Origin of the sequence: Amycolatopsis aidingensis, assembly GCF_018885265.1 — a bacterium.
Taxonomy (GTDB): domain Bacteria; phylum Actinomycetota; class Actinomycetes; order Mycobacteriales; family Pseudonocardiaceae; genus Amycolatopsis; species Amycolatopsis aidingensis.
In genome coordinates, this window is record NZ_CP076538.1 from 3,470,319 (window position 1) to 3,493,178 (window position 22,860).

At 73.2% G+C, this 22,860-nt stretch carries 7 protein-coding genes; 6 read left to right on the forward strand and 1 reads right to left on the reverse strand.

The window, feature by feature from the left end:
- Positions 1 to 14 precede the first annotated feature (14 nt).
- From KOI47_RS15975 to KOI47_RS16000, 6 genes are all read left to right on the forward strand, one after another.
- Complete coding sequence (locus KOI47_RS15975; RefSeq protein WP_232376772.1) at positions 15 to 10,457, forward strand: non-ribosomal peptide synthetase; 10,443 nt, start codon at positions 15 to 17, stop codon at positions 10,455 to 10,457.
- The gene (locus KOI47_RS15980) at positions 10,450 to 11,889 is read left to right on the forward strand and encodes a DHA2 family efflux MFS transporter permease subunit (RefSeq protein WP_216216731.1); all 1,440 of its coding nucleotides are present in this window, start codon (positions 10,450 to 10,452) and stop codon (positions 11,887 to 11,889) included. The genes KOI47_RS15975 and KOI47_RS15980 overlap by 8 nt, the downstream gene beginning before the upstream one ends.
- A gap of 187 nt (positions 11,890 to 12,076) precedes the next feature.
- Positions 12,077 to 12,925 (forward strand): SDR family NAD(P)-dependent oxidoreductase, encoded by an 849-nt coding sequence (locus KOI47_RS15985; protein ID WP_216216732.1) that lies wholly within the window; start codon positions 12,077 to 12,079, stop codon positions 12,923 to 12,925.
- Positions 12,926 to 12,973: 48 nt separating this feature from the next.
- Positions 12,974 to 14,359: an acyltransferase domain-containing protein gene (locus tag KOI47_RS15990; protein WP_216216733.1), complete on the forward strand. Its 1,386-nt coding sequence runs from the start codon at positions 12,974 to 12,976 to the stop codon at positions 14,357 to 14,359.
- Positions 14,356 to 19,812 (forward strand): SDR family oxidoreductase, encoded by a 5,457-nt coding sequence (locus KOI47_RS15995; protein ID WP_216216734.1) that lies wholly within the window; start codon positions 14,356 to 14,358, stop codon positions 19,810 to 19,812. Before KOI47_RS15990 ends, KOI47_RS15995 begins: the two co-directional genes overlap by 4 nt.
- Entirely contained in the window at positions 19,809 to 21,620 is a 1,812-nt protein-coding gene (locus KOI47_RS16000; protein ID WP_216216735.1) for an acyl-CoA dehydrogenase family protein, read from the forward strand. The genes KOI47_RS15995 and KOI47_RS16000 overlap by 4 nt, the downstream gene beginning before the upstream one ends.
- A gap of 21 nt (positions 21,621 to 21,641) precedes the next feature.
- Here the strand turns inward: KOI47_RS16000 and KOI47_RS16005 are convergent, their stop codons facing one another.
- Positions 21,642 to 22,853, reverse strand: coding sequence for a helix-turn-helix domain-containing protein (locus KOI47_RS16005; RefSeq protein ID WP_216216736.1), 1,212 nt, complete (start codon positions 22,851 to 22,853; stop codon positions 21,642 to 21,644).
- Positions 22,854 to 22,860 lie beyond the last annotated feature (7 nt).

The following is a 22,860-nucleotide window of genomic DNA, read 5'->3' on the forward strand; positions in this document are numbered from 1 at the left end:
TCGAGGAGCGTGAGTTGAGCACTGCCCACGTCCAGTCCCGCAGGCCCGCCGAGGCACCGGCCGAGGAACTGCTCGAACTGACCAGTGCCCAGCTCGGCATCTGGAACGCGCAGCGGCTGGAACCGGACTCGCGGGACTACCTGGTCGGGGACGTGCTGGAGATATCGGGGGAGCAGCCGGTCGACGTCGAGCTGCTGGCCGAGGCGATCCGGGCTACCACGCAGGAGGCGGAGAGCCTGCGGCTGCGGGTGTTCGAGACCCCGGACGGGCCGCGCCAGGTCGTCTCCGCCGAGCCCGTGGCGTTGCCCGAGGTGGTCGACCTGCGGGCCGAGGCCGACCCGGCGGCGGCCGCGCAGGAACTGGTGGAGGCCGAGCGGTACCGCGCCGCGGAGGCCTGCCGCGGGATGGTGGACCGCAGGCTGTACTCGCAGACGATTCTCCGCCTTTCCGAGGGCACGGTCTGGTACACCCAGCTCGGGCACCATCTGATCTTCGACGGCTACACAGCCGCGATGCTGGCCCGCCGCACCGCCGCCCACTACACCGCGCTGGTGCGGGGCACCGAGGCGCCGCGCTCGACCTTCGGCAGGTTCGCCGACCTGGTCGAGGCCGACCGGGCCTATCTGGCCAGCGAGCAGTTCGAGGCCGACCGCGCGTACTGGCGCGACCGGCTCACCCCGCTGCCCGAGCTGGGGGACCGCCAGGCCCCGATGACCGGCCCACCGCAGCACACCCTGACCGCCCGCGCCGAGCTCCCGCCGGAGGAGGTCGCCCGGCTGCGCGCGGCGGCCGAGGACGCCGGCACCACCTGGGGCGAGGCGCTGATCGCCTGCTACGCCGCCTTCCTGCACCGGCTGCAGGGCGAGACCGACATCGTCTTCGCCCTCCCGCTGATGTGCCGCACCGGCTCGACCGAGCTGCGCACCCCGGCCATGGCGGTGAACGTGCTGCCGCTACGGGTCACCGTCCGCGGCGGAGACCGGCTGGACGAGTTGAGCAGGCGGGTCGCGGACGCCATCCGGGAAATGCGCGCCCACCAGCGCTACCGCGGCGAGAACCTGCCGCAGGACCTGGCCGTACCCGGCGCGGGTGCGCTGCTGCACGGGCGGGGCGTCAACCTCAAGGCCTTCGACCTCTCGATCGACTTCGCAGGCGCAACCGGCGTGATGCGCAACGTCGCGGGCGGCCCGCCGGAGGACATGGGGCTGAGCGTGCTGCCGACCCCGGACGGCGGCCTGCTGCTCGGCTTCGAGGTCGACGCCAGGGGCAACGACCAGGCCGGGGTGGACCGCAGGCTGGCCGTGCTGCGCACCCTGCTCACCGGCCTGACCGCCCCCGAGGCCCCGGCGGTCGGTCAGGTCGAGCTGCTGGAGCCCGCCGAGCGTGCCGGGCTGCTGGCCGACTGGACCGTGCCCGCGCTGCCCGGCTCGCCAAGGGACGTGCCGACGGTGCTCGCCGAGCTGGCCGCGACCGCACCGGAGCGGACCGCGCTGGTGCACGGTGAGCTGCGACTGGCCACCGGTGAGCTCGCCGAACGGGTGCACCGCCTTGCCAGGGCGCTGCGCGCACGCGGGATCGGCCCCGAGGACGTGGTGGCGCTCGCCCTGCCCCGCTCGGCCGAGCTGGTCGTCGCGCTGCTCGCCGTACTGGACGCGGGCGCGGCCTACCTGCCGCTGGACACCGAGCACCCGGCCGAGCGGCTGCGCGAGCTGGTCGCCGACGCCCGCCCCGCGCTCCTGCTGGCTACCGCGGAATCCCCGGAGATCGATCCCGGCGAGGCGAAGGTGCTCCGCCTGGACGCCAAGGACACCGTGGCGGAACTGGCCGTGCTGCCCGGCGGGCCGCTCTCGCCAGCGGAGCTCGCCGCGCCGCGGCACCCCGAGCACCCGGCCTACCTGATCTACACCTCCGGTTCCACCGGGCGGCCCAAGGGTGTGCTCGGCCGGTCCGGCGGGCTGGCCGGGCTGCTGCACCACCAGCGGGCCACCGTGGTGGCGCAGGCGCAGCGGGAGGCGGGGCGGCGGCTGCGCGCCGCGCACACCTACTCCTTCGCCTTCGACTCCTCCCTCGACCAGCTGGTCTGGTTGCTGTGCGGGCACGAACTCCACCTCTACGACACCGAAACCACCCGGGACGCCGAGGCCCTGCTCGCCGCGTACCGGCGGGACCGGATCGACGTCGTGGACACCACCCCCTCGATGGCCGCCCCGCTGCTCGATGCGGGCCTGCTCACCGCCGAGCACGGGCACCGGCCCGCGCTGCTGCTCCTCGGCGGCGAGGCCACCCCGGAAACCCTGTGGCGCCGGGTCACCGAAACGGGCATCCCGGCCCGCAACATGTACGGCCCCACCGAGGCCACGGTGGACAGCGCCACCGCCAGGATCGAAGGCGGCGAGCCGGCCATCGGGCACCCGCTGGCGGGAACCCGGATCTACCTGCTGGACAACGCCCTGCGGCCGGTGCCGCACGGCAGCCGCGGCGAGTTGTACCTTGCCGGGCCGCATCTGGCCCGCGGCTACGCGAACCAGCCGGGGATCACCGCGGACCGGTTCGTCGCGGACCCGTGGGGGAGCCCCGAGGATACCGCGGCGCGAAGCGCCTCGATGGGGGGCGGTGGCCGGGCGACGGGTGGGCGGGCGTACCGGACCGGCGACCTGGCCCGCTGGGTGCCCGGCCGCGGCCTGGAGTACCTGGGGCGCGCCGACGGGCAGGTCAAGATCCGCGGCCACCGGGTGGAGACCGGGGAGGTCGAGGCCGCGCTGGGCGCGGTGCCCTGCGTGAGCGCGGCCGCCGCCGTGGTCCGCACCGACGGCGACCGCACCCGGCTGGTCGGCTACGTGGTGCCCACGAGCTCCGGGACCGAGCTGACCGCCGACTCGGTGCGTGCCACGCTCGCCGAGCGGGTACCGGACCATCTGGTACCCGCGGCCGTGGTGTTGCTGGACGAACTGCCGGTCACCAGCAACGGCAAGCTGGATCGCGCCGCCCTGCCCGCACCACCCGCCACCGGCGGCGGCCGGGCCGCGAGCACCGAACGGGAGCGGCTGCTGTGTGCCGCCGTCGCCGAGGTGTTCGGCCTGGAGCAGGTCGGCGTGGACGAGGACTTCTTCGCCCTTGGCGGGGACAGCATCACCGCCATCACGGTGAGCAGCAGGCTGCGCGCGAGCGGGCTGGAACTGCGCCCGCGGGATCTGCTGGCCCGCCGCAGCCTCGCCGCGCTGGCCACGGCGAGCAGACAGCTTGCGGCGGAGCCCGCCGCACCGCCGGACGAGCCGACCGGGCCCGTTCCCGCCCCACCGATCGTGCGCGCCCTGCTCGACCCGCATCCGGACCCGGCGGCCGTGGCCGGGTACGCGCAGTGGACCGCACTCCGGATCGAGGAACCCCTCGGCCTTCCCGACCTGGTCGAGGGGGTGCGTGTGGTGCTGGACCGGCACGACGCGCTGCGGCTGCGGGCCACCGGCACCGAGCTGGTCGTCCGCCCGCCCGGCGCGGTGTCCGCCGCCGCGGTGGTGCGGGAGGTGCACACCGGCGAGGAGGCGGAACTGGCCGGACAGCTGGCCGCCTCCCTCGATCCCGGCGCGGGTGAGCTGCTCCGGGTGGCCCTGCTGCGCACCCCGCAGGGCGAGCCGGACCGGCTGGTGGTGGTCGCGCACCACCTGGTGATCGACGGGGTCTCCTGGCGCATCCTGCTGCCCGACCTGCACACCGCCTGCACCGCGGGGGCCGGGGACCTCGCCCCGCCGACGGCCTCCTGGCGACGGCATGCGCTGCTGCTCGCCGAGCAGGGCGAGACCGGTGCCCGCAGGCCGGAGCTGGACCACTGGCTCGGCGCGCTGGACGGCACCCGCCTCGGCGCGCGGCCACTGGACCAGAGCCGGGACACCGTGGCCACCGCACACCGCTCCACCACGATCGCCTCCCCCGCGGCCACCGAGGCGGTGCTCGGCACGCTGCCATCGGCCTACCGCGCCGGGGTGGACGAGGTGCTGCTGGCCGCGCTGGTGCTGGCGCTGCGGAAATGGGGCGTACCCCACGAGGAACCGGTGAGCGTCACCATGGAGGGCCACGGGCGGGAGCACCTCGACCTTTCCCGCACCATCGGCTGGTTCACCGCCGAGTACCCGGTGCGGGTGCCCGCGACCGGCTCCGGGCAGGGCGACTTCCCCGACCTGCTGCTGCGCGCGGCCAAGGAGGCCAAGCGGGGCGTCCCGGACGGCGGCACCGGTTATGGCGTGCTGCGCCATCTCGACCCGGAGACCCGGCCACGCCTGGCCGGCATCCCGCCACCCGACGTGCTGCTGAACTACCTCGGCCGGTTCGCCCCGCTGCCAGGAACCGGCTGGCGGCTGCCGGAACGCGACGCCTTCGCCGTGCTCGAACCGGACGGCAAGGCACTGGAGCAGGTGCTGGCGCTGAACTGCTTCGTGCATGAGGAAGAAGCACCCCGGCTCGCGGTGGAGTGGACCGCGGCGGGTGAGGTGCTGGACCGCGACGCCGTGGCCTGCCTGCAGCGGGCCTGGCAGCAGGCGCTGGACCTGCTGGCGACCCATGCCGAGCGGATCGGGCCGGACGGCGGCGGCCTGACCCCCTCCGACCTACCGCTGGTCGAGATCGACCAGGACACCATCACCACCCTGGAGCGGCGGCACCGCCTCGCCGAGGTGCTGCCGGCCACCGCGCTGCAGGCCGGGCTGTCCTTCCACACCCTGGTACGCGACACCGAGGACACCGATGTCTACGTGGTGCAGGCGGTCACCGAGCTGGCCGGGGAACTGGACCCCGCGCGGCTGGCCGCCGCGGCGGCGGAACTGCTGCGGCGGCATCCTTCGCTGCGGATGTACCTCGCCACCACGGCCGGCGGCGAGATCGTCCAGGTCATTCCCGCCGAGGTCGAGCTGGACTGGCGGCGGCTGGACCTTTCCGGCCGGGCCGGGGAGTTCGCCGAGCATGCCCGTGCCGAACTGGAGCGTCCCTTCGACCCTGGTGAGCCGCCGCTGATCCGCTTCCTGCTGTGCACCCTCGGCCCGGCCGAGCACCGGCTGGCCATCACCAACCACCATGCCCTGCTGGACGGGTGGTCGATGCCCCTGGTCGGCCGCAGGCTGCTGGCGATCTACGCCGAACTCGGCGGCGGCCCCGCGGTGCCGCCCGTGGCCGAGCTGCCGGAGTACTTCCGGTGGCTGGCCACCCGCGACCGGGAGGCATCGCTGCGGGCCTGGCGGGACGCACTGTCCGGAGTGGACGAGGGCACCCGGCTGGCTCCGGCCGCCGCCGGTAGCACGGTGGAGCGGCCCGGCCGGGTCTCGATCCCGCTGGGCGCGAAGTTCAGCGAGCGACTGCGTGCCTTCGCCCGCGAGCAGGGCGTCACCCTCACCGCCGTGTTGCAGACCGCATGGGGCCTGCTGCTCGGCAGGCTCACCGGGCGCCGGGACGTGATCTTCGGCTGCCCGGTCTCCGGCAGGCCCGCAGAGGTGCACGGCGTGGAGTCGATGATCGGCCAGCTCGGCAACACCATCCCGGTGCGCATCCGGCACGATCCCGCGGGCAGCGCCGAGGCCCTGCTCGCCAGGGTGCACGCGGACAACGTCGCGCTGGCCGAGCACCACCACATCGGACTGCCGGACATCCAGCGCCTCGCCGGAGCAGGCGAGTTGTTCGACACCATGCTGGTGATGGAGAACTTCCCGCTGTCCAGCAGGCAGCGGACCCCGCTCGCCCCTGGCCTGGAGCTGGCCGGGGTGCACATCACCGACGCCACCCACTACCCGCTCACTGTCATCGTGATCCCCGAGGACGAGATCGTGATCGGCCTCGGCTACCAGCCGCGGGCCTTCGACGAGGCCACCATCCGCGGCTACGGCCGCTGGCTGCACAACCTGCTGCGGGAGATCGTCGCCGACCCAGGGCGGCCGGTGGCACGGCTGCCGATGCTGGAGCCAGCCGAACAGCACCGGCTGCTGCGCGCCGGCACCGAGGTCCTTCCGGCCCGGCCCCGGCAGGGCTGCCTGGACACCTTCGCCGGCTGGGTGCGCCGCAAGCCGGCCGCGGAGGCCGTGGTGTGCCGTGACCGCAGCCTCAGCTACGCCGAGCTGGACCGGCTGTCCAACCGGCTCGCGCACGCGCTGCTGGAACGCGGCGTGCGGGCCCAGGACCCGGTGGCCGTCCTGCTCGGGCGCGATATCGAGATGGTGGTCGCCCTGTTCGGCGTGCTCAAGGCCGGGGCGGTGTACGTGCCGATGGACGCGAGCTACCCGGCCGACCGGCTCGCTTACATGCTGGCGGACATCGCCCCGGCCGCGGCGGTCACCACCGGCGAGCGGCCGCCCGCCGCACCGGAAACCCCGGTGCTGCGGCTGGACCTTCCGGACACCCTCGGCGCGCCCGACCAGCCGTCCACATGGGACACCGACCCCGCATGGGCGCGGCAGGGCCTCACCGCGGACGCGCTCGCCTACGTCATCTACACCTCCGGCACCACCGGGCGGCCGAAGGGCGTGGCGGTACCGCACCGCGGGGTGCCCGACCTGATCTCGCTGCAGGAGGAGGTCGTCGGGGTCACCGAGCACGTCCGGTACCTGCACTTCGCCTCCACCAGCTTCGACGTGGCCTTCTGGCAGTTCATGCTGCCCCTGCTGTCCGGAGGTACCTCCGTGATCGCCCCGGAGGAGGTGCGGGTACCCGGCGAGGAACTGCTCGACTACATCACCGAGCACCGGGTGACCGGGGTCAACCTGCTGCCGTCCTTCCTCGCGGCCATGCCGGACGACGCGGTCGTGGACCCGGAGATCTTCTTCGTGGTCGGCGCCGAACGGCTCGACCCGGAGCTGGCCCGGCGCTGGGGCGATGGCCGGGTGGCGCTGTTCAACGCCTACGGCCCCACCGAGGTCACGATCAACTCGGTGACCTGGCGTTACGACCCGGCGGACCCCGGCCCGCTGCCCATCGGAAGGCCCGACCCGAACATCCGGGCCTACGTGCTGGACGGCGGGCTGCTGCCGGTCGGTGTCGGTGTGCCGGGGGAGCTGTACCTGGCAGGGCCGGGCCTGGCCCGCGGCTACGTCGGCCGCCCGGGCCTGACCGCGACGGCCTTTCCCGCCGACCCGTACGGCGAACCCGGCGACCGGATGTACCGCACCGGGGACCTGGTGCACTGGCGGCCCGACGGGCAGCTGGTCTTCCTCGGCCGGGCCGACCATCAGGTGAAGATCCGGGGTTTCCGGATCGAGCTCGCCGAGATCGAGACCGTGCTGACCCAGCACCCGCAGGTGCGGGCCTGCGCCGTGATCGTGCGCGAGGACCAGCCAGGGGACCGCCGCCTCGTCGGGTACCTCATCCCCACCGACGATGCCGATCCGGACCCCGCGGAGATCCGCGGGTACCTCGCCGCGGAACTGCCCGACCACATGGTGCCCACCGCGCTGGTCACCCTGGACCGGCTGCCGCTCAGCCCGAGCGGCAAGCTGGACCGGGCCGCGCTGCCGGTGCCGGAGTCCGGGCCGGCGACCCCGGCCCGGCCGCCGGCCAACCCGGCCGAGGCCGCGCTGCTGGAGGTGTTCCGTGCGGTGCTTGGCAGTGAGCAGGTCCAGCTCGACGACGCATTCTTCGAGCTCGGCGGGGACAGTATCGTCTCACTGCAGGTGGTTTCCAGGGCCCGGCGCAAGGGGCTCACGCTGACCGCGCGGGACGTGTTCGAGGGGCGCACCGTGGCCGGGATCGCGGCCCGCGCGGAGACCCCCGAGCAGGAGGTGCCGACCTTCGCGGCGCCCGCGGTCGGGGACGCGCCGCTGACCCCGGTCATGCGGGACCTGCTGCGCCGGTGCGCGGCGGGCGGGTCCTCGGCCACCGGGTTCTGCCAGTGGCTCGAGGTCTGCGTGCCCGCGGGCGGCGACCCGTTGCTGTGGCGGGCCACATTGGACGCGCTGCTGCGGCAACATCCGGTGCTGCGGGCACATCTGATCCGGACCGGAACCGGAACCGAACCGGTGCTGCGCATCCCGCCGGAAGGCACGGTCACCGGGGCGGACCTGCTGATCCAGGTGCGGGCAGGGGAGTCCGATGACCTGCGTGCCGTGGTGGACGCCAAGATCGCCGAGGTGCGGGAACGGATGGACCCGTGGGCCGGTCCGTTGCTGCGTGCCGTCTGGGTGGATGCCGGGCGGGGCAGGCTCGGCAGGCTGGTGCTGATCGCCCACCACCTCGTGGTGGACGGGGTGTCCTGGCGCATCCTGCAGGAGAACCTGGCGTACTTCGAACGGATGGGCCCCGCCCTCGGTGAGTCCTTCCTCGGCTGGGCACGGCAGCTGCGCGCGGCAGGCGACACCCGGCGCCCCGAACTGCCGTACTGGCAACGGATGACGGCCACCCCGCCGGTCGCCGGGCGCGCACTGGATCCGGCCAGGGACACGGTGGCCACCGCCCGGCAGCACGAGATCCGGCTCGACGCCGAGCAGACCCGGACCCTGCTCACCACGTTGCCGCAGGCCTACCGCACCTCTCCGGACCCGGTGCTGCTCACCGCCCTGGTCCAGGCCATGCACAGCTGGCGGGGGACGACCGAACTGCTGGTGGCCCTGGAGAGCCACGGCCGCCCGATGGGCACGGCCGACCACAGCGGACCGGTCAACCTGAGCGAGACCGTCGGCTGGTTCACCGCGATCCACCCCGCCCGGCTCGAACTGGCCCGCGGCCTGCCGGAGACGGTGAAGGCGATCAAGGAACACCTGCACGCCGCTGGCGACAGCCTCGGCTACGGCATTCTCACCACCGCGGGGCTGCTGCCAGAGGTACACCCGGAGGTCAGCTGGAACTACCTTGGCCGGTTCCCGGAGCGGGCGAGCGAGGAGATCGTATGGCGGCGCCCGCCGGATGCGGAACCACTCGGCTCCGGGGCCAACCCGGACCTGCCGCTGCCGCACAGCCTGATGATCAATGCGCTGGCCGACGACGAGTCGCTTGGCATCCGGTTCACCTGGCCCTCCGCGTTGTTCACCGCGGAGGAGGTCGGCGAGTTCGCCGAGCATTTCCGACAGGCACTGGCGCGGCTGGCCGGTGAGCCCGAACTGCTCGACCGCGCCGGGCTCACCCCATCGGACGTCCGGCTGTGCACAGTGGACCAGGACACCATCGAGCTGTTCGAGCTGGACCAGCCGGTCGACGACATCCTGTCGCTGGGCCCGCTGCAGCGGCTGATGCTGCGGCATTCCAGGGCGGAGTCCCCCGACCCGTACACGGTGCAGTCGACCTTCTCGATCTCCGGTCCGCTGGAGGTGGAGGCACTGCACGCCGCCGGGGCGGACCTGCTGGGGCGGCACCCGAACCTGGGCGCGGTGTTCCCTGCCGGGCAGGAGGTCCAGGTGATCCCGCGGCGGCTGCGCCCGGACTGCCGGGTGCTGGACGTGTCCGATCTGGACACCGCCGAGGCCGACCTGCGGGTGGACCGGATCCTGACCGAGGACAGGGCCGAGTCGTTCGACCTCGCGGCAGGGCCGCTGCTGCGGCTGACCGTGATCCGTCGCGCCGCCGAGCGGTTCGAGCTCGTGCTCACCAGCCATCATGCGCTCTCCGACGGCTGGTCCGCGCCGCGCATGCTGACCGAGCTGTTCGGGTTGTACACCTGGCGAACACAGGGCATCCCGCACCGGCTGCCTACGCCGAGGTCGTACTCGGCGTACCTGCGGTGGCTGGCGGAACGCGACCACGAGGCCGACCTGGCAGCTTGGCGCACCGAACTGGACGGCCTGCCCGAAGGCGACTACCTGACCGGGGACCGCGCGGGCGGTGGTTCGGCCGTGCATCCCGCACCGGTGCTGCTGGAGTTCGACCGCGCGCTGGTCGCCGGGCTGACCAGGGTCGCGGCCGAGCGACAGCTGACCCCCAACACCCTGGTGCAGGGGGCGTGGGCGGCGGTGCTCGCCGCGCGGTCCGGGCGGTGGGACGTCTGCTTCGGCGCCATGGTCGCCTGCCGCCCGCCCGAGATCAACGGGGTGGAGGAGATGATCGGCCTGCTGGCCAACACCGTGCCGGTACGGGCCCGGTTCGGCGGCACGATCGCGGGCACCCTGGCCGAGTTGCAGGCCCGGCAGCAGGCGATGGCCGAGCATCACCATGTCGGGCTGGTCGAGCTGGAACGGCTGACCGGGCACACCAGGCTGTTCGACAGCCTGGTGGTGTTCGAGAACTACCCGGTGGACCCCGAGCGGATCCGGGAGCCCGCACCGGGCCTGCGGATCACGGCGACCCGGTTCCGGGAGGCCACCCACCACCCGCTGACCCTGACGGTGATGCCGGAGGGCGAGGGCTGGATCGGCGTCCTCGGGTACCGCGCGGGCATGTTCGACGCGGAGGAGGTCCGCGGGCTGGGCGCGGACCTGCTGGCGGTGCTGCGGGAGTTCCGGCAGCAGGGAGCCCTCGAGCGGGATCCGGCCGATGTGCTCGCCCGGCTCGCCGATGAGTAGCGGGGGAGGGGTGGCCGCCGGCGGGGCCGAGCGGATCGACGCGCCGCTGCTGCGGGCCGCGTTCATCCTGGTGCTCGGCACGTTCATGGCGACCCTGGACGCCACCATCGTCACGGTCGGCATCGACACCCTGGTCACCGAGTTCGACGCCTCGGTCACCGAGATCCAGTGGGTCAGTACGGCCTACCTGCTGGCGGTGGTCACCACGGTGCCCACCTCGGGGTGGCTCGCCGACCGCTTCGGCAGCCGCCGTACCTGGATCGGTGCCGTGCTGGTGTTCCTCGCCGGCTCGGTGCTCTGCGCGCTCGCCTGGTCGGTGCTCAGCCTGGTGGTGTTCCGGGTGCTGCAGGGCCTCGGCGGCGGGGTGCTCCCGCCGACGGGGCAGGCCCTGCTCGCCCGCACCGCGGGCCCCCGGCGGATCGGCAGGCTGATCAGCGTGGTCGCGGTGGTCCCGATGCTCTCCCCGGTACTCGGGCCGCTGATCGGCGGCTCGATCCTCGGGGTGGCGGACTGGCCGTGGCTGTTCTACGTCAACCTGCCGATCGGGCTGGTCGCGGTGCTGCTCGCCCGCCGGTTCGTACCCGCGCACCCGCCCTCGGCGGCAGGCGCCCCCTTCGACGTCCGCGGGGCCGCGCTGCTGTCGCCCGGGCTCGCCGTGCTGGTGTTCGGCCTCACCGAACTCGGGCAGGGGCAGGCGGCGCCGCGGGTGGTGGCCTGGGTTGCGGTGGGCGCGGGCCTGGGCATGCTGTTCGGCTTCGTGCTGCACGGCCTGCGCACCAGCCGCAGGCCGTTGATCGACCCGCGGTTGTTCACCCGGCCACCGTTCGGTGCTGCCGCACTGGCACTGGCCGTGCTGGGCGCCTCGGTCTTCGGCGCCACCTTTCTGCTGCCGCTGTACCTGCAGGCGGGCCGTGGCCTGTCCGCATGGGAGGCGGGCCTGCTGCTCGCCCCGCAGGGGGTGGGCGCCGCGCTCGGGTCGTTGCTGGTGAACCGGACCATCGACCGCGTTGCCGCGCGCACCCTGGTGGTGCTCGGCATCGGGCTCATCGCGTTCGGCACCTTCCCGTTCACCCAGCTGGCGAGCACCCCCGCGGACGGCCTGATCGCAGGCTCGCTGCTGGTGCGCGGCCTCGGCATCGCGATGGTCAGCGCGCCGGTGATGAACATCGTCTACAGCAGGATGGAGCAGGAGCACCTCCCGCGCGCATCCAGCGCGCTGAACCTGCTGAACACCGTCGGCGGCTCGGTCGGCACCGCGACGCTCGCGGTGATCCTGCAGGCGAGGCTCACCGCCAGGGGCACCGAGGCGGCACCGGCCGCGCAGGCCTTCGCCGACACCTTCTGGTGGGTGCTGGGTTTCTGCCTGGTCGCCGCCATCGGCGCGACCAGGCTGCCCGGCCGGGACCGGGCCGCGGTGACGCCACGCTCCTGATCGCGGCGCGCCGCTGCCGAGGCCCGCCGTTCGTCGTATAACGACCTATACGGATCCGCTCCGGGCTTTCCGGAGCCAGGCCACTGTGGTTACCACATTCGTTGATTTCCGCCAGCCAACTCCGGTACGCAAAACCCACCGCTACGGAAGTTGGGGCGGCCGCCGCGGCCTCGGCGAGGCTGGTCCTATGACGAGCACAAGCGAGCGCGGGGACAGGCGGCCTGCGGGCCAGTTCTCGCTCGATGGCAAAGGCAGCCTGGTGACGGGCGCCTCCCGCGGGATCGGGCGGGCGATCGCGATCGGCTACGCCCAAGCCGGCGCGGATGTCGCTCTTCTCGCCCGGAGTACCACCGCGCTGGAGGAGGTCGCCGACGAGATCGAGGGGTACGGGCGACGCGCCCTCGTCCTGACCTGCGATGTCGGTGACGGCGGGCAGGTCGACGACGCGATCGCCACGGCGATATCCGAGTTCGGCCAGCTCGACGTGGTGGTGAACAACGCGGGCGGGTTCGACTGGGCGGGTCCGGTGCTGGACCTGGAGCAGCAGGACTGGAGCGCCGTGCTGCGGATCAACCTCGAATCCGTCGTCCGGGTCTGCCGCGCGGTCGGCAGGCATCTCGTCAAGCGCGGCAGCGGCTCGGTGGTCAACCTGTCCTCGATAGCAGGTCTCGGCGGGGTGCCGATGCTGGCGCCCTATGCCGTCGCCAAGGCGGGCATCCTGTCGCTCACCCAGACCCTCGCGGCGGAGTGGGCGCAGTCGGGGGTACGGGTGAACGCCCTGACGCCCGGCTGGGTCCGTACCGAGCTGACCGAGGCATTTCTCGGCAATCCTGAGGCAGCGGCCGGCCTGCTCAGTGCCGTTCCGGCCAGCCGGTTTGGAGAGCCCGATGACGTCGTCGGCCCGGCGATCTTCCTGGCCAGCGACGCATCGCGGTTGGTGACCGGCGCCTGCCTGACCGCCGACGGCGGCACCACCTGCTACGTGGGCGGTCCGGCCATGCTCCAGCTGACGGCGCTGGGCCGGGTCGCCGTCTGACCTCCTTGTCCGGAACACCGCAGATCGGTACGGAAGGACGAACCACATATGCCTGCGCGAACCGTCCACCTCTTCCCGGGACTCGGGGCCTACTCCACCGGTGCGCTGCGGCAAGCGCGCGCCGACCATCCCGAGGTGACCGCCACCTTCCGCGTGCTCGACGATGTGGCCGTGGCCCGCGGCCTGCCCGAGGTGTCCGGTGCACTCTTCGGTGCCCACGCGCCCTCCCTCGGCGAGCTGCTGGAGCAGCCGGCGGAAGTCCTCCAGCTCGCCATCTTCGGGGTGTCGGTGGCGACCCACGAGGTTCTCCTTCGGCTCGGCGGCGAGCCCGATCTGCTGCTGGGGCACAGCTTCGGTGAGATGGCCGCGCTGGTCGCCGCGGGTGCCTTCGACCTCGCGGACGGCGCCCAGCTGGTCTGCGCCCGCTGCGCTGCCCTGCGGGACTGGGAGGGCAGGGGCATGATGGCGGCCATCGGCACGCACGAGGCCGCCGCACGGCACCTGGCCGGGCTGCTGGACGAACCCGGGCTGGTGGTCGGCTGCCACAACGCCCCCCGGCAGAGCGTGCTCAGCGGTCCGGTGCCCGCGATCGACCGGGCCGAGCGGGTGGCCGGGGCGCTGGAGCTTCCCTACGCACGCCTGCAGCTGCCCTATGCCTCGCACCATCCCGCGATGCGGCCCGCCGTGCCGGTGTTCCGCGAGCTGATGGACGGCGTGCGCCAGCGGCAGCTGCGGCTCCCGGTGTACTCGCCGATTCACCACCGGCACTACACCGACGAGGACGACCTCAAGCAGGAGCTCGCCGAATGCCTCGTGCTGCCGGTGGACTTCGTGCGAGCCGCGCGTGACCTGCACGCCCGGGGCTACACGCGGTTCGTCGAGGCCGGGGCACTGAACGCACTCACCCGGTGCGTCGAGCTGACCGTACCCGGGGTCGAGGTGGCGGCACCGCTGGTCGACCCCGACCGGGAGCTGGCCGGGTTGCACGCGGCGGCAGGAGTGGCCCCGGAGCGTTCCCCGCAGGTGCCAAGGCCCCGCGACCCCCGGCCTGCCGACGGCGCGGCCACCGTGGTCGCACCCGCCGCCGGACCCGAGCCGGCCGAACCGGTCAGGCAGGCCGACACGGTCTCGCCCGAGCCGCCCGAGCAGGCCCGGGCCAACGGCCACCCGCCGAGAGAGACGGTGCTCGCCGAACTGCGCCAGATGTACGCGGAGGCACTGGAGTACCCGACCGACGTACTCACCGCGGACGCGATGCTGGAGGCCGAGCTCGGGGTCGACTCGCTGAAACAGACCTCCCTGCTGTCCCGGGTGGTCGACCGGTTCGGGATGACCGGTGAGCGGGACCGGGTGCGGGTATGGGAGCTGCCCACCCTCGGCCACATCGCCGACTACGTAGCCGAAAGGTCCGGAAGGCGGGAGGCCGTATCGTGAGTCACCAAGACGGTATCTTCGCGGGTCAGGTAGTCGTGGTCACCGGCGGCGCCCGCGGCCTCGGCCGGGTGATCAGCAGGGCGTTCGCCGAACGCGGCGCCCATGTCGTCATCAACTACTTCCACGCCACCGAGGATGCCCCTGCGTTGCTGGCCGAGCTCACCGAAGCGGGTCACTCCGCGGAGCTGATCCGCGCGTCCGTGGCGAACAAGTCCCAGGTGGACACCATGTTCGACACGGTGACCGAGCGCCATGCCGGGGTGGACGTACTGGTCAACAACGCCGCTTCCGGCGCCCTGCTGCCACTGGACGAGCTGGACGAGTCGCACTGGCAGCGTGCGCTGGACACCAACCTCCGGGGCAGCCTGTGGTGCGCCCGGCGGGCCGCGGCGCTGATGGCCGGCCGTGGTGGCGGCGCGATCGTGAACCTGTCCTCGATCGGCAGCACACTGGTGATCAGCGACTATGCCACGATCGGCACGGCGAAGGCGGCGGTGGAGTCGCTGACCCGCTACCTCGCCGTGGAGTTCGCCGCGGACGGCATCCGGGTCAACACCGCCTCCGGCGGCCTCATCGACGGCGCCGTGGCCGGGATGTTCCCGGACGCGGGCCTGCTGGCCGACCAGGTCCGCGCCGCGACCCCGCTGGGCAACCGCCTGGGGCGGGAGGAGGAACTGGCCGAGGTGGTGACCTTCCTGGCCTCCCCACGTGCTTCCTGGATCACCGGCCAGACCGTCGTGGCGGACGGCGGGTTGTCCCTCGGCTCCATGGCGCTGTCCCCGCGGCGGCCCGCCAGGACCGGCGAGGCGGGCCCGGAGGGTTCCGGCGACGAGATCGCGGTCGTCGGCGCGGGCGTGCTCGCCCCTGGCGCCAGCACGCCCGAGGAGCTGTGGCAGGTGCTCTCCGGATCCGAGCACCGGTTCGTCGAGCCCACCCGGTTCGACATCGACGCCTTCCACTCCACCGATCCGGATGCCGAGGACCGGACCTACACCCGGCGGTCCGGATTCATCACGGATTTCGTTCCGCACCCCGCCCTGCGCGCGGAACTGGAGCGCGGCGCGCTGCCCAGCACCGAGTCGACCACCGTGTGGTTGCGGCACTGCCTGCATACCGCACGGGAAGGGGTGAGCCTGCGCGCTGCGGACCGATGTATCGCGACCTTCGGCTACACCGCAGACGGCAGCCAGGAGCTGGAGGAGTACCTCGTGTTCTCCGGCTTCTCCCGGTTGCTGGGCCAGGACCCCGGAAACCGGCTGGCTCGCAGGTACGCCAGGCTGCCCGCCCCGCCAGGGGAGTTCCTGCCGCACCGGGTGGGGCGCAACGCCATCGCGGGCCTGCTGCCGGACCGCACCGAACTGGTCATGGTGGACACCGCGTGCTCGTCCTCGCTGTACGCGATCGACCTCGGCATGAAGGCGCTGCGGGAGGGGACCTGCGAGGTGGCGGTCTGCGGTGGCGCCTTCGCCTACAGCGCCCGCAACCTTGTTCTGTTCTCGAAGCTGCACGGCCTTTCCAAGACCGGTGAGGTGCGCCCGTTCGACCGGGAAGCGGCCGGGGTGCTGTTCTCGGACGGAGCGGGCGTGGTGCTGCTGAAACGGCTCGACCGGGCCCGCGCGGACGGCGATCGCGTCCTCGGTGTCATCGACGGTGTGGGTCTGTCCTGCGATGGCAGGGGAAAGGCCATCTACGCGCCGAACGAGCGTGGGCAGCAGCTGGCGGTGCGGCGAGCCTACGCGGCGGAAGGGCTCGATCCCTCCTCCGTGCGGTGGGTGGTGGCGCATGCGACCGGCACCCAGGCCGGGGACAGCACGGAGGTGGCGAGCCTGGACAAGGCCGCGGGCAGCGGTCCGCCCGCGTTGCTCTCCTCCAACAAGGCGATCGTCGGGCACACCGGGTGGACCGCGGGCATGGTGTCGGTGGTGCAGGCCCTGCAGGGACTCGCCCGCGGCGAAGTACCGGCCCAGCGCTACCTGAAGCGGCCGATCCCGGCACTGGACGGCACCCGGTTCACCGCTCCGACCGAGGCCGCCCGGCTGCCCGCGGCTCGCACCCGGCGCGCAGCCGTGTCCTCCTTCGGCTTCGGCGGGACCAACGCGCATCTGGTGCTCGGTTCCGGGCCGGCCGACGACCTGCGACCCGCTCCGGAGTGCCTGCCCGACGACATCGTCGTCGTCGGCTGGTCGGCGGACACGCCGGGACGGCCGGACCTGGTGAGCTGGCTACGCGGGACCGGTCCGGCACCGGAGCGGTCGTTCGGGGAGGACTACCCGATTCCGGACTTCACCGAGGTCCGGTTGCCCCCGGCGACACTGCGCAATATGGACCGCGCGCAGATCATGCTGCTCAGGGCCGCGGCCGCGCTGCCGGAGGAGGTACGTGCCGTTGCCTGCCGGATGCGGGAGGCGACCGGCGTGATCACCGGGCATATGGGTCCGACCAGGCGCGCCGTGCACTACGCCCTGCGCTGCTACCTCGGCGATGTGGAAAGCGTGCTGGATGGCGGGCTGGACCCGCAGCTCACGGAGCGGGTCCGCGCGCTGGTGCCGCCGAGCACCGAGGACGCGTTTCCCGGCATCATGCCGAACATCATCCCGGCGCGCCTGGCCTCCCTGTGGGACTTCCGTGGCCTCAACCTCACCGTCGACACCGGACCCGACGCCAGCCTGGATGCCGTCCGGACGGCGGAACGCTACCTGCGCCACGGTGATCTGGACCTGGCCGTGGTCGCCGGGGTCAACGGGAACAGCACCGCGGAGCTCACCGAGGTGCTGGCCGGCTCGGGCGAGCAGGACCAGCTCGCCGAGGGCGCCTTCGTCGTCATCCTGGCCAGGGAGTCCACCGCACGGGCCGAGGGGCTGCCGGTGCTGGCGCGGGTGCGGACCTCGCTGACCGACATCGAGCCCGGTACCCGGCCGCGCGCGATGGCGCCGCTGCGCGGGTCGGGCCGCACCTACCTGGCCGCCGACGGCATGGTGGCGCTGCTGGCCCGGCTCACCGGTGCCCAGGGGCCGGGCCGCCTCGGCAGCGTGCGGGAGTGGGGGCCGTCGCTCGAGGTCGATGTGCCCGCGGGCGGGGAGACCACGCCCGCGGCCACCGGGCGTCCCGTCCTGCGTAGCGTGCCCCGGCTGGCCCCCGCGCGGCCGCGGCTGGTGCGGGCACCCCGCCCGGCACTGCCGCCGAACACCGTGCTGCTGGTGCCGGATGCGTCCCTGCTGGATGGCTGGGAACTGCCGCCGGAGGTGGTGCCGGTCATCGCGCCCGCGGATGCCGCGCGGGAGGAAGCCGTGCTGGCGCGCTCGCTGCCGTCGGAGCCGTTCCGGATCGAGCACATCCGGTTGCTGGCCGATCTCGGCGCGCGCGGCGGGCCGGCCGATGCGCTGGGCATGGTCGGCCGGTTGCGTGGCCTGCACGACCTGCTTCACCTCGCGGCGCAACGGTGGATCGCTGGCACCGGCGACTCGCTCGGCGTGGTGCTGCTGGACGCGGTACGCGATGGCGTGCCGCATCCCGCAGCGGGTCCGTTCACCGGCATGGTCAAGAGCCTGGCCAGGGAGTTGCCGGAGGCGCTGAGCCTGGCCCTGCTGACCGATACCGGCGACCCGCGGAGCGGACTCGACCAGTGGGCCGTCGAGTCGGGCCGGGACCACGAGCCTGCGGTGGTGGTCCGGGATGGCGAACACCGGCTCGCCTACACCCTGGACACCGCGGAATGCCCGTCCGGGCCCGCCGCGGAGCCGCTGCCTCCCGGTGCGGTGGTGGTAGCGGCAGGCGGCACCCGGGGGCTGACCGCGGAACTGCTGGTCGGGCTCGCGGCCCGCTGCAGGCCGACGGTGTACCTGCTCGGCAGGTCCGCACCCGCCGCTCAGGATCTGCCGGACCGCGCCACCTTCCTCGCCCGCCAGCGGTCGGCCCGCCCGGAGCATGGTGTGGCGGAGCTGAACGCCGAGTACGACCGCCTGCGCGCCGCCGCGGAGAGCGCGCGCACGATCCGCAGGATCGCCGAGCACACCGGCGAGGGATGGGTGCACCATGTGACCTGCGACCTGACCGATCCGGAGTCCGTGCGGGCGGCCATCGACCGGGTACATGCCGCGCACCCACGGGTCGACCTGCTGCTCAACGCCGCCGGTGTGCACCGCGGTGGCAGCGTCCGGGCCACCTCGCTGGAGCAGGCGCGTACGGTGCGGGACACGAAGCTGCTCGGCTACCTGAACCTTGTCGGCGCCTTCGCCGGACGACGACCGCACCGCTGGGTCAACTTCGGTTCCCTGCTCGCCGTTCTCGGCTGGCCGGGCGAGGCCGACTACTGCTCGGGCAACGATCTGCTTGGGCTCGCCGCACCGTGGCAGTCGCGCTTCGGTGCAGGGCACGAGACGACGCTGGCATGGGCGCTGTGGGACGAGGCCGGTTTCGCCAGCGAGCCGGTTACCCGGGACCTGTTGCGCGGCCAGAACATCCTGACCGGACTGTCTGATCAGGACGGTGTAGGACTCTTCCTGGAAGAGCTGGCTGCGGGGCTGCCGGACCCGTTGGTCACCCAGCTCGGCAGAACCGAGCGGAACTGGCTGTCGAGCCTGCGCCGCGGCCCGTTCCCGTTCCGTGGCGGGCCGGACACCGGGATGCTGTGGCAGCCGGACGGCACCATCGACGGCTATCTGCGGCAGCACCTCCTGCGCGGGGTGCCCACCCTTCCCGGTGCCTTCGTGCTCGAGCTCGCCGCCGCGGTGGCGGCGGCGAGCGGGCCGGGCGCCGTTCTCCGGTTCCGGGACCTGACCTTGCACGCTCCGGTGACCGCACTGCCAGGGCGCACCCCGACCTACCGGGTGACGGCCGAGCGCGCGGGCGAATCGGTGGAGGTACGGGTGCTCAGTGACACCCTCGCACCGGACGGGCGGGTGCTGCGCAAGGACCGCATGCACGCCCGGCTCGTGGTGGAGCCCGGGCCGCTGCCCGCGACCGGCGAAGCCGGGGAGACCGTGTTCGTGTCACTGGGCGGGTCCGGTCGGCGGCCGCGGCACTACGGGACCGGGGACTCCCTGATGCTGTCCGGGCCCTTCCGCTCGCTCACCGATGTGGACGACCGGTCGGCCACGGCCACCGCCAGATTCGCCCCGGAACTGGGACAGTGGGCGGAGCGGTTCGCCGCGTTCCGGCTTCCGGTGCTGCTGGTGGACGCGATGGTCCAGCTGGGCGCCCTGATCGAGCAACGGGCCGAAGGGCAGGAACCGGCGGTTCCGGTGGGGTTGGATTCGGTGGAACTGGGCACCACGCACAACGACGTGGCCCTGCTGGATGTGCATGGTCCGGAGATCCTGCTGCGGGCGCGGCAGGGCGATATCGCGGCGGTGGCGCCGGACGGCAGGGTGCTGGCGCGGCTGCGGGGGCTGCGCTGGTCCGGCCGTCCGGACCTGTCCCTCGCCGCCACCGAGCCCGGGAGGTCGGTGCGATGAACGACGACCTGCGTACCGCGCTCGGCGCGCTGGTCCATGGCGATCCCGCTGAGGCGCTGCCCGCCGACCTGGGCGAGGCGTGCGCTGGCGGGCCGTTCGCCCCGGCCGAAGGGCTGACCTACGAGCAGCAGTGCCTGCTGACCTACCGGCGGATGCGCTGGCTCGGGGACCGGCTTCCACCGGCCAGCACCTTGCTGGCCAGGCCGGCTCAGCTGTTCACCGTCCTCGAATGGTGCGCGGTCACCAGCCCGCCGGTGTTTCTCGGGATGACCTTGCACACGTGTCTGAGCCTCGGCGCCATCCAGGAGTTCGGTTCCGGCCGGGACGATCTCGGGGACCATATCGGCAGGCTCGACTCGATGGACTCTTTCGGTTCGCTCCTCGTCACCGAAGCAGGCCGGGGCAACAGCCACATCGGTATCCGCACCGAGGCCCGGTACGACCCGGCGACCGGCGGGTTCGTGCTGACCACGCCGACCAGGGACGATGCCAAGTTCATGCCGAACGTCGGGCTTGCCGGGGTGCCGAAGCTGGGCGTGGTGTACGCCCGGTTGCGGGCCGGGGGAGCCGATCACGGGGTGTTTCCGTTCGTACTGCCGATCCGGGACGCCGACGGTCCACGTCCCGGCATCGAGATCACGCCGTTGCCGGAGGCACCGTACCTGCCGCTGGACTACGCGACCATCACCTTCGATGGGGTGCGGGTGCCGGCCCGGGGCCTGCTGCACGACTCCGCGCGGCTGTCGGCGGATGGGACGTTCCGGGATCCGCTCGGCCACGGGGACGAGCGGCTGGCACGTTCGCTGGACGTACGGCACCGGGCCTGGGTGGCCTCCGCGGCCGCACTGGGTGCGGCGATCCGCGCCAGTGCCGCGCTCGCCATCCGGTTCTCGGCCGGACGGAACACGTTGTCGCGCGCCGCGCCCGAGGGCCCGGTCCTGCGTTATCGGAGCCAGCAGCGGCCGCTGTACGGCTGCCTCGCGACCGCGTACGCGATGACCAGCCTGATCAACCAGGTCAAGCGCACGCTGGTGGCTTCGGCGCAGGTACCGGATCCGGCCTGGACCCGAGGGCCAGGGTTCAACCGGACGATCGGGCTGGTCAAGGCGATGGCCGGCTGGGAGGCCGAACGGGTAGCGGCCGAATGCGGGCAACGCTGCGGCGCACACGGGATGTTCGGCAGCAGCGGGTTCGCCGCGTACCAGGGTCTCGGCCATATGCTCGGGCCGGCAGCGGGGGACAGCTACCTGATCGTGCTGGAAGCGGCACGGGCGATGGCGGCCGGAACCGCCTACCGGCCGCCATCGCCAGGGATGGTGCAGCTGAACCGGCGAGCGGTGGGGGAGCCGCAGGTGGTGCGGGAGCTGGTGGCGGCACGGGAACGCTCGCTGCACGCCATGCTGTCCGGCGAGCTGGACACGGCCGCGCGCCGCGCGCAGGGGCCGTTCCAGGCCTGGGACAACCGCAGCTGGCTGGCCCGCGAGCTGGTCGAGGCGCACGGAACCCGGCTGGCTGTCGAGTGCCTGCTGGCGGACGCACGGACGCTGGCCGAGCCGGGGCGTACGGCGCTGGAACTGCTGTGCGCGTTTTTCGGTCTCCGCGAGGCGTGGCGCCATTCCGGCTGGTATCTGAGCACGGAGGCGCTTACTGTCCGGCAGGTGCGGGCGATCCCCGCCCGCCTCAACGGGATCTGCGAACGCCTCACCGCACACGCGGAACCCCTCGCCGGGGCCCTGCTGCCTGCGGGTCTCGACCCGTGGCCGGGTCCTGCGGGCGTGCTCGGCCCGGCCGTGGCCGGGCACCGGTGATGCGGTGCCCGGCCGGTGTGGTCACACCAGTCTGGCGCGCTCGGCGAGGCGCCACATCTCGTGCCGGACCGTCGCGTCGTCCTGGCGTAGCACGAGCTGGATGAGGTCGCGTGCCTCGCTGTTGAAAACCACTTCCTCGGGCGAAACCCGCTCCGTCCGCAGCAGTGCGAACGTGGCGGCTGCCGCGTCCCGCTGCCGGGCGTGCGCGCGAGCGAGCGTCAGGTAATACCGGGAGCGCGTGGACCGGAACTCCGCCTCGGCGAGGTCGACCCTGGCGGCCGTCCGGAGCGCGCGCCGGGTATGCCCCAGGATGACCTCGAGACAGATGCCCTGCACGTCCACGGCGGCTCGGCCGAAGTCGCCGCAGGAGCAGCCGGGCACGGTGTCCTCGCTCGGTAGCCTGGCCGCCGCGGCGCGGGCGCGATCGAGTAACTCATAGGCCGTGAGCTGCTCGCCAGCGGCGGCTGACACGGTGGCGGCGGTCAGGTGGACCGCGCCCCAGGTGGCGACGGCCGACCGCGGTCCGGAAGGCGTGTCGGTACCGAGCCGGCCGGCGGCGGTGCGGCACAGATCGGCTGATTCCTGGATGCGGCCGAGCCGGAGCAGGACGGCTGCCAGGCCGCCTTCGCAGGCGGCGTGCACGGCCGGGTCACCGGTCTGCGCGGCACTCGCCACCGCACGCTCCGCGGTGAGCAACGCGAGCGGGAGGTCGTTCACCTGGCTCAGGAACGCCGCCGCGAGCCGGTGCACCTCGGCCACGGCGCGGTGCTGCGCTACCGCATCGCGCCCGGTGGCCGGGCCGGCCAGCGCGCTCGCCGCGGTGAGCAGCCACGGTAGCCGGTGCTGGAGCACGCTGTAACGCCACCGGGCGTCCCGCCAGTCCGACCACGCCGTGCGCAGCTGATCGGTCACCGTGGCCTGCTCCGTGCCACCGTCCCCGGGGCCGGTCATGCCGAACAGGGCTTTCCGGATGGCGGCCGACGCCGTGCGCGGGTCCGGCCCGGCCGTAGGCGTAGCGGTGGTCACGCCGAGGAAGGACGCGACATCGTCGACGCGCAGGACGTCCGCGACTCGCAACAGCGCGGACAACTTGTCCGGTCTGCGCTGGTCCTTCTCCACCTGCCGTAGCCATTCGGCGCTGTACCCGACGAGCGCGGCCAGCGCCTGCCGGGACAGCCCCCTCCGGCGGCGCATCAGCTCGATCTTCCGGCCGAGGGTAAGTTCCGAAATCATCTACTTC

Excerpts from the sequence above, each read along its gene's own strand:
- KOI47_RS15980 (WP_216216731.1), top strand. The coding sequence starts at position 10,450 with ATGAGTAGCGGGGGAGGGGTGGCCGCCGGCGGGGCCGAGCGGATCGAC.
- KOI47_RS15985 (WP_216216732.1), top strand. The coding sequence starts at position 12,077 with ATGACGAGCACAAGCGAGCGCGGGGACAGGCGGCCTGCGGGCCAGTTC.
- KOI47_RS15990 (WP_216216733.1), top strand. The coding sequence starts at position 12,974 with ATGCCTGCGCGAACCGTCCACCTCTTCCCGGGACTCGGGGCCTACTCC.
- KOI47_RS16000 (WP_216216735.1), top strand. The coding sequence starts at position 19,809 with ATGAACGACGACCTGCGTACCGCGCTCGGCGCGCTGGTCCATGGCGAT.
- KOI47_RS16005 (WP_216216736.1), bottom strand. The coding sequence starts at position 22,853 with ATGATTTCGGAACTTACCCTCGGCCGGAAGATCGAGCTGATGCGCCGC.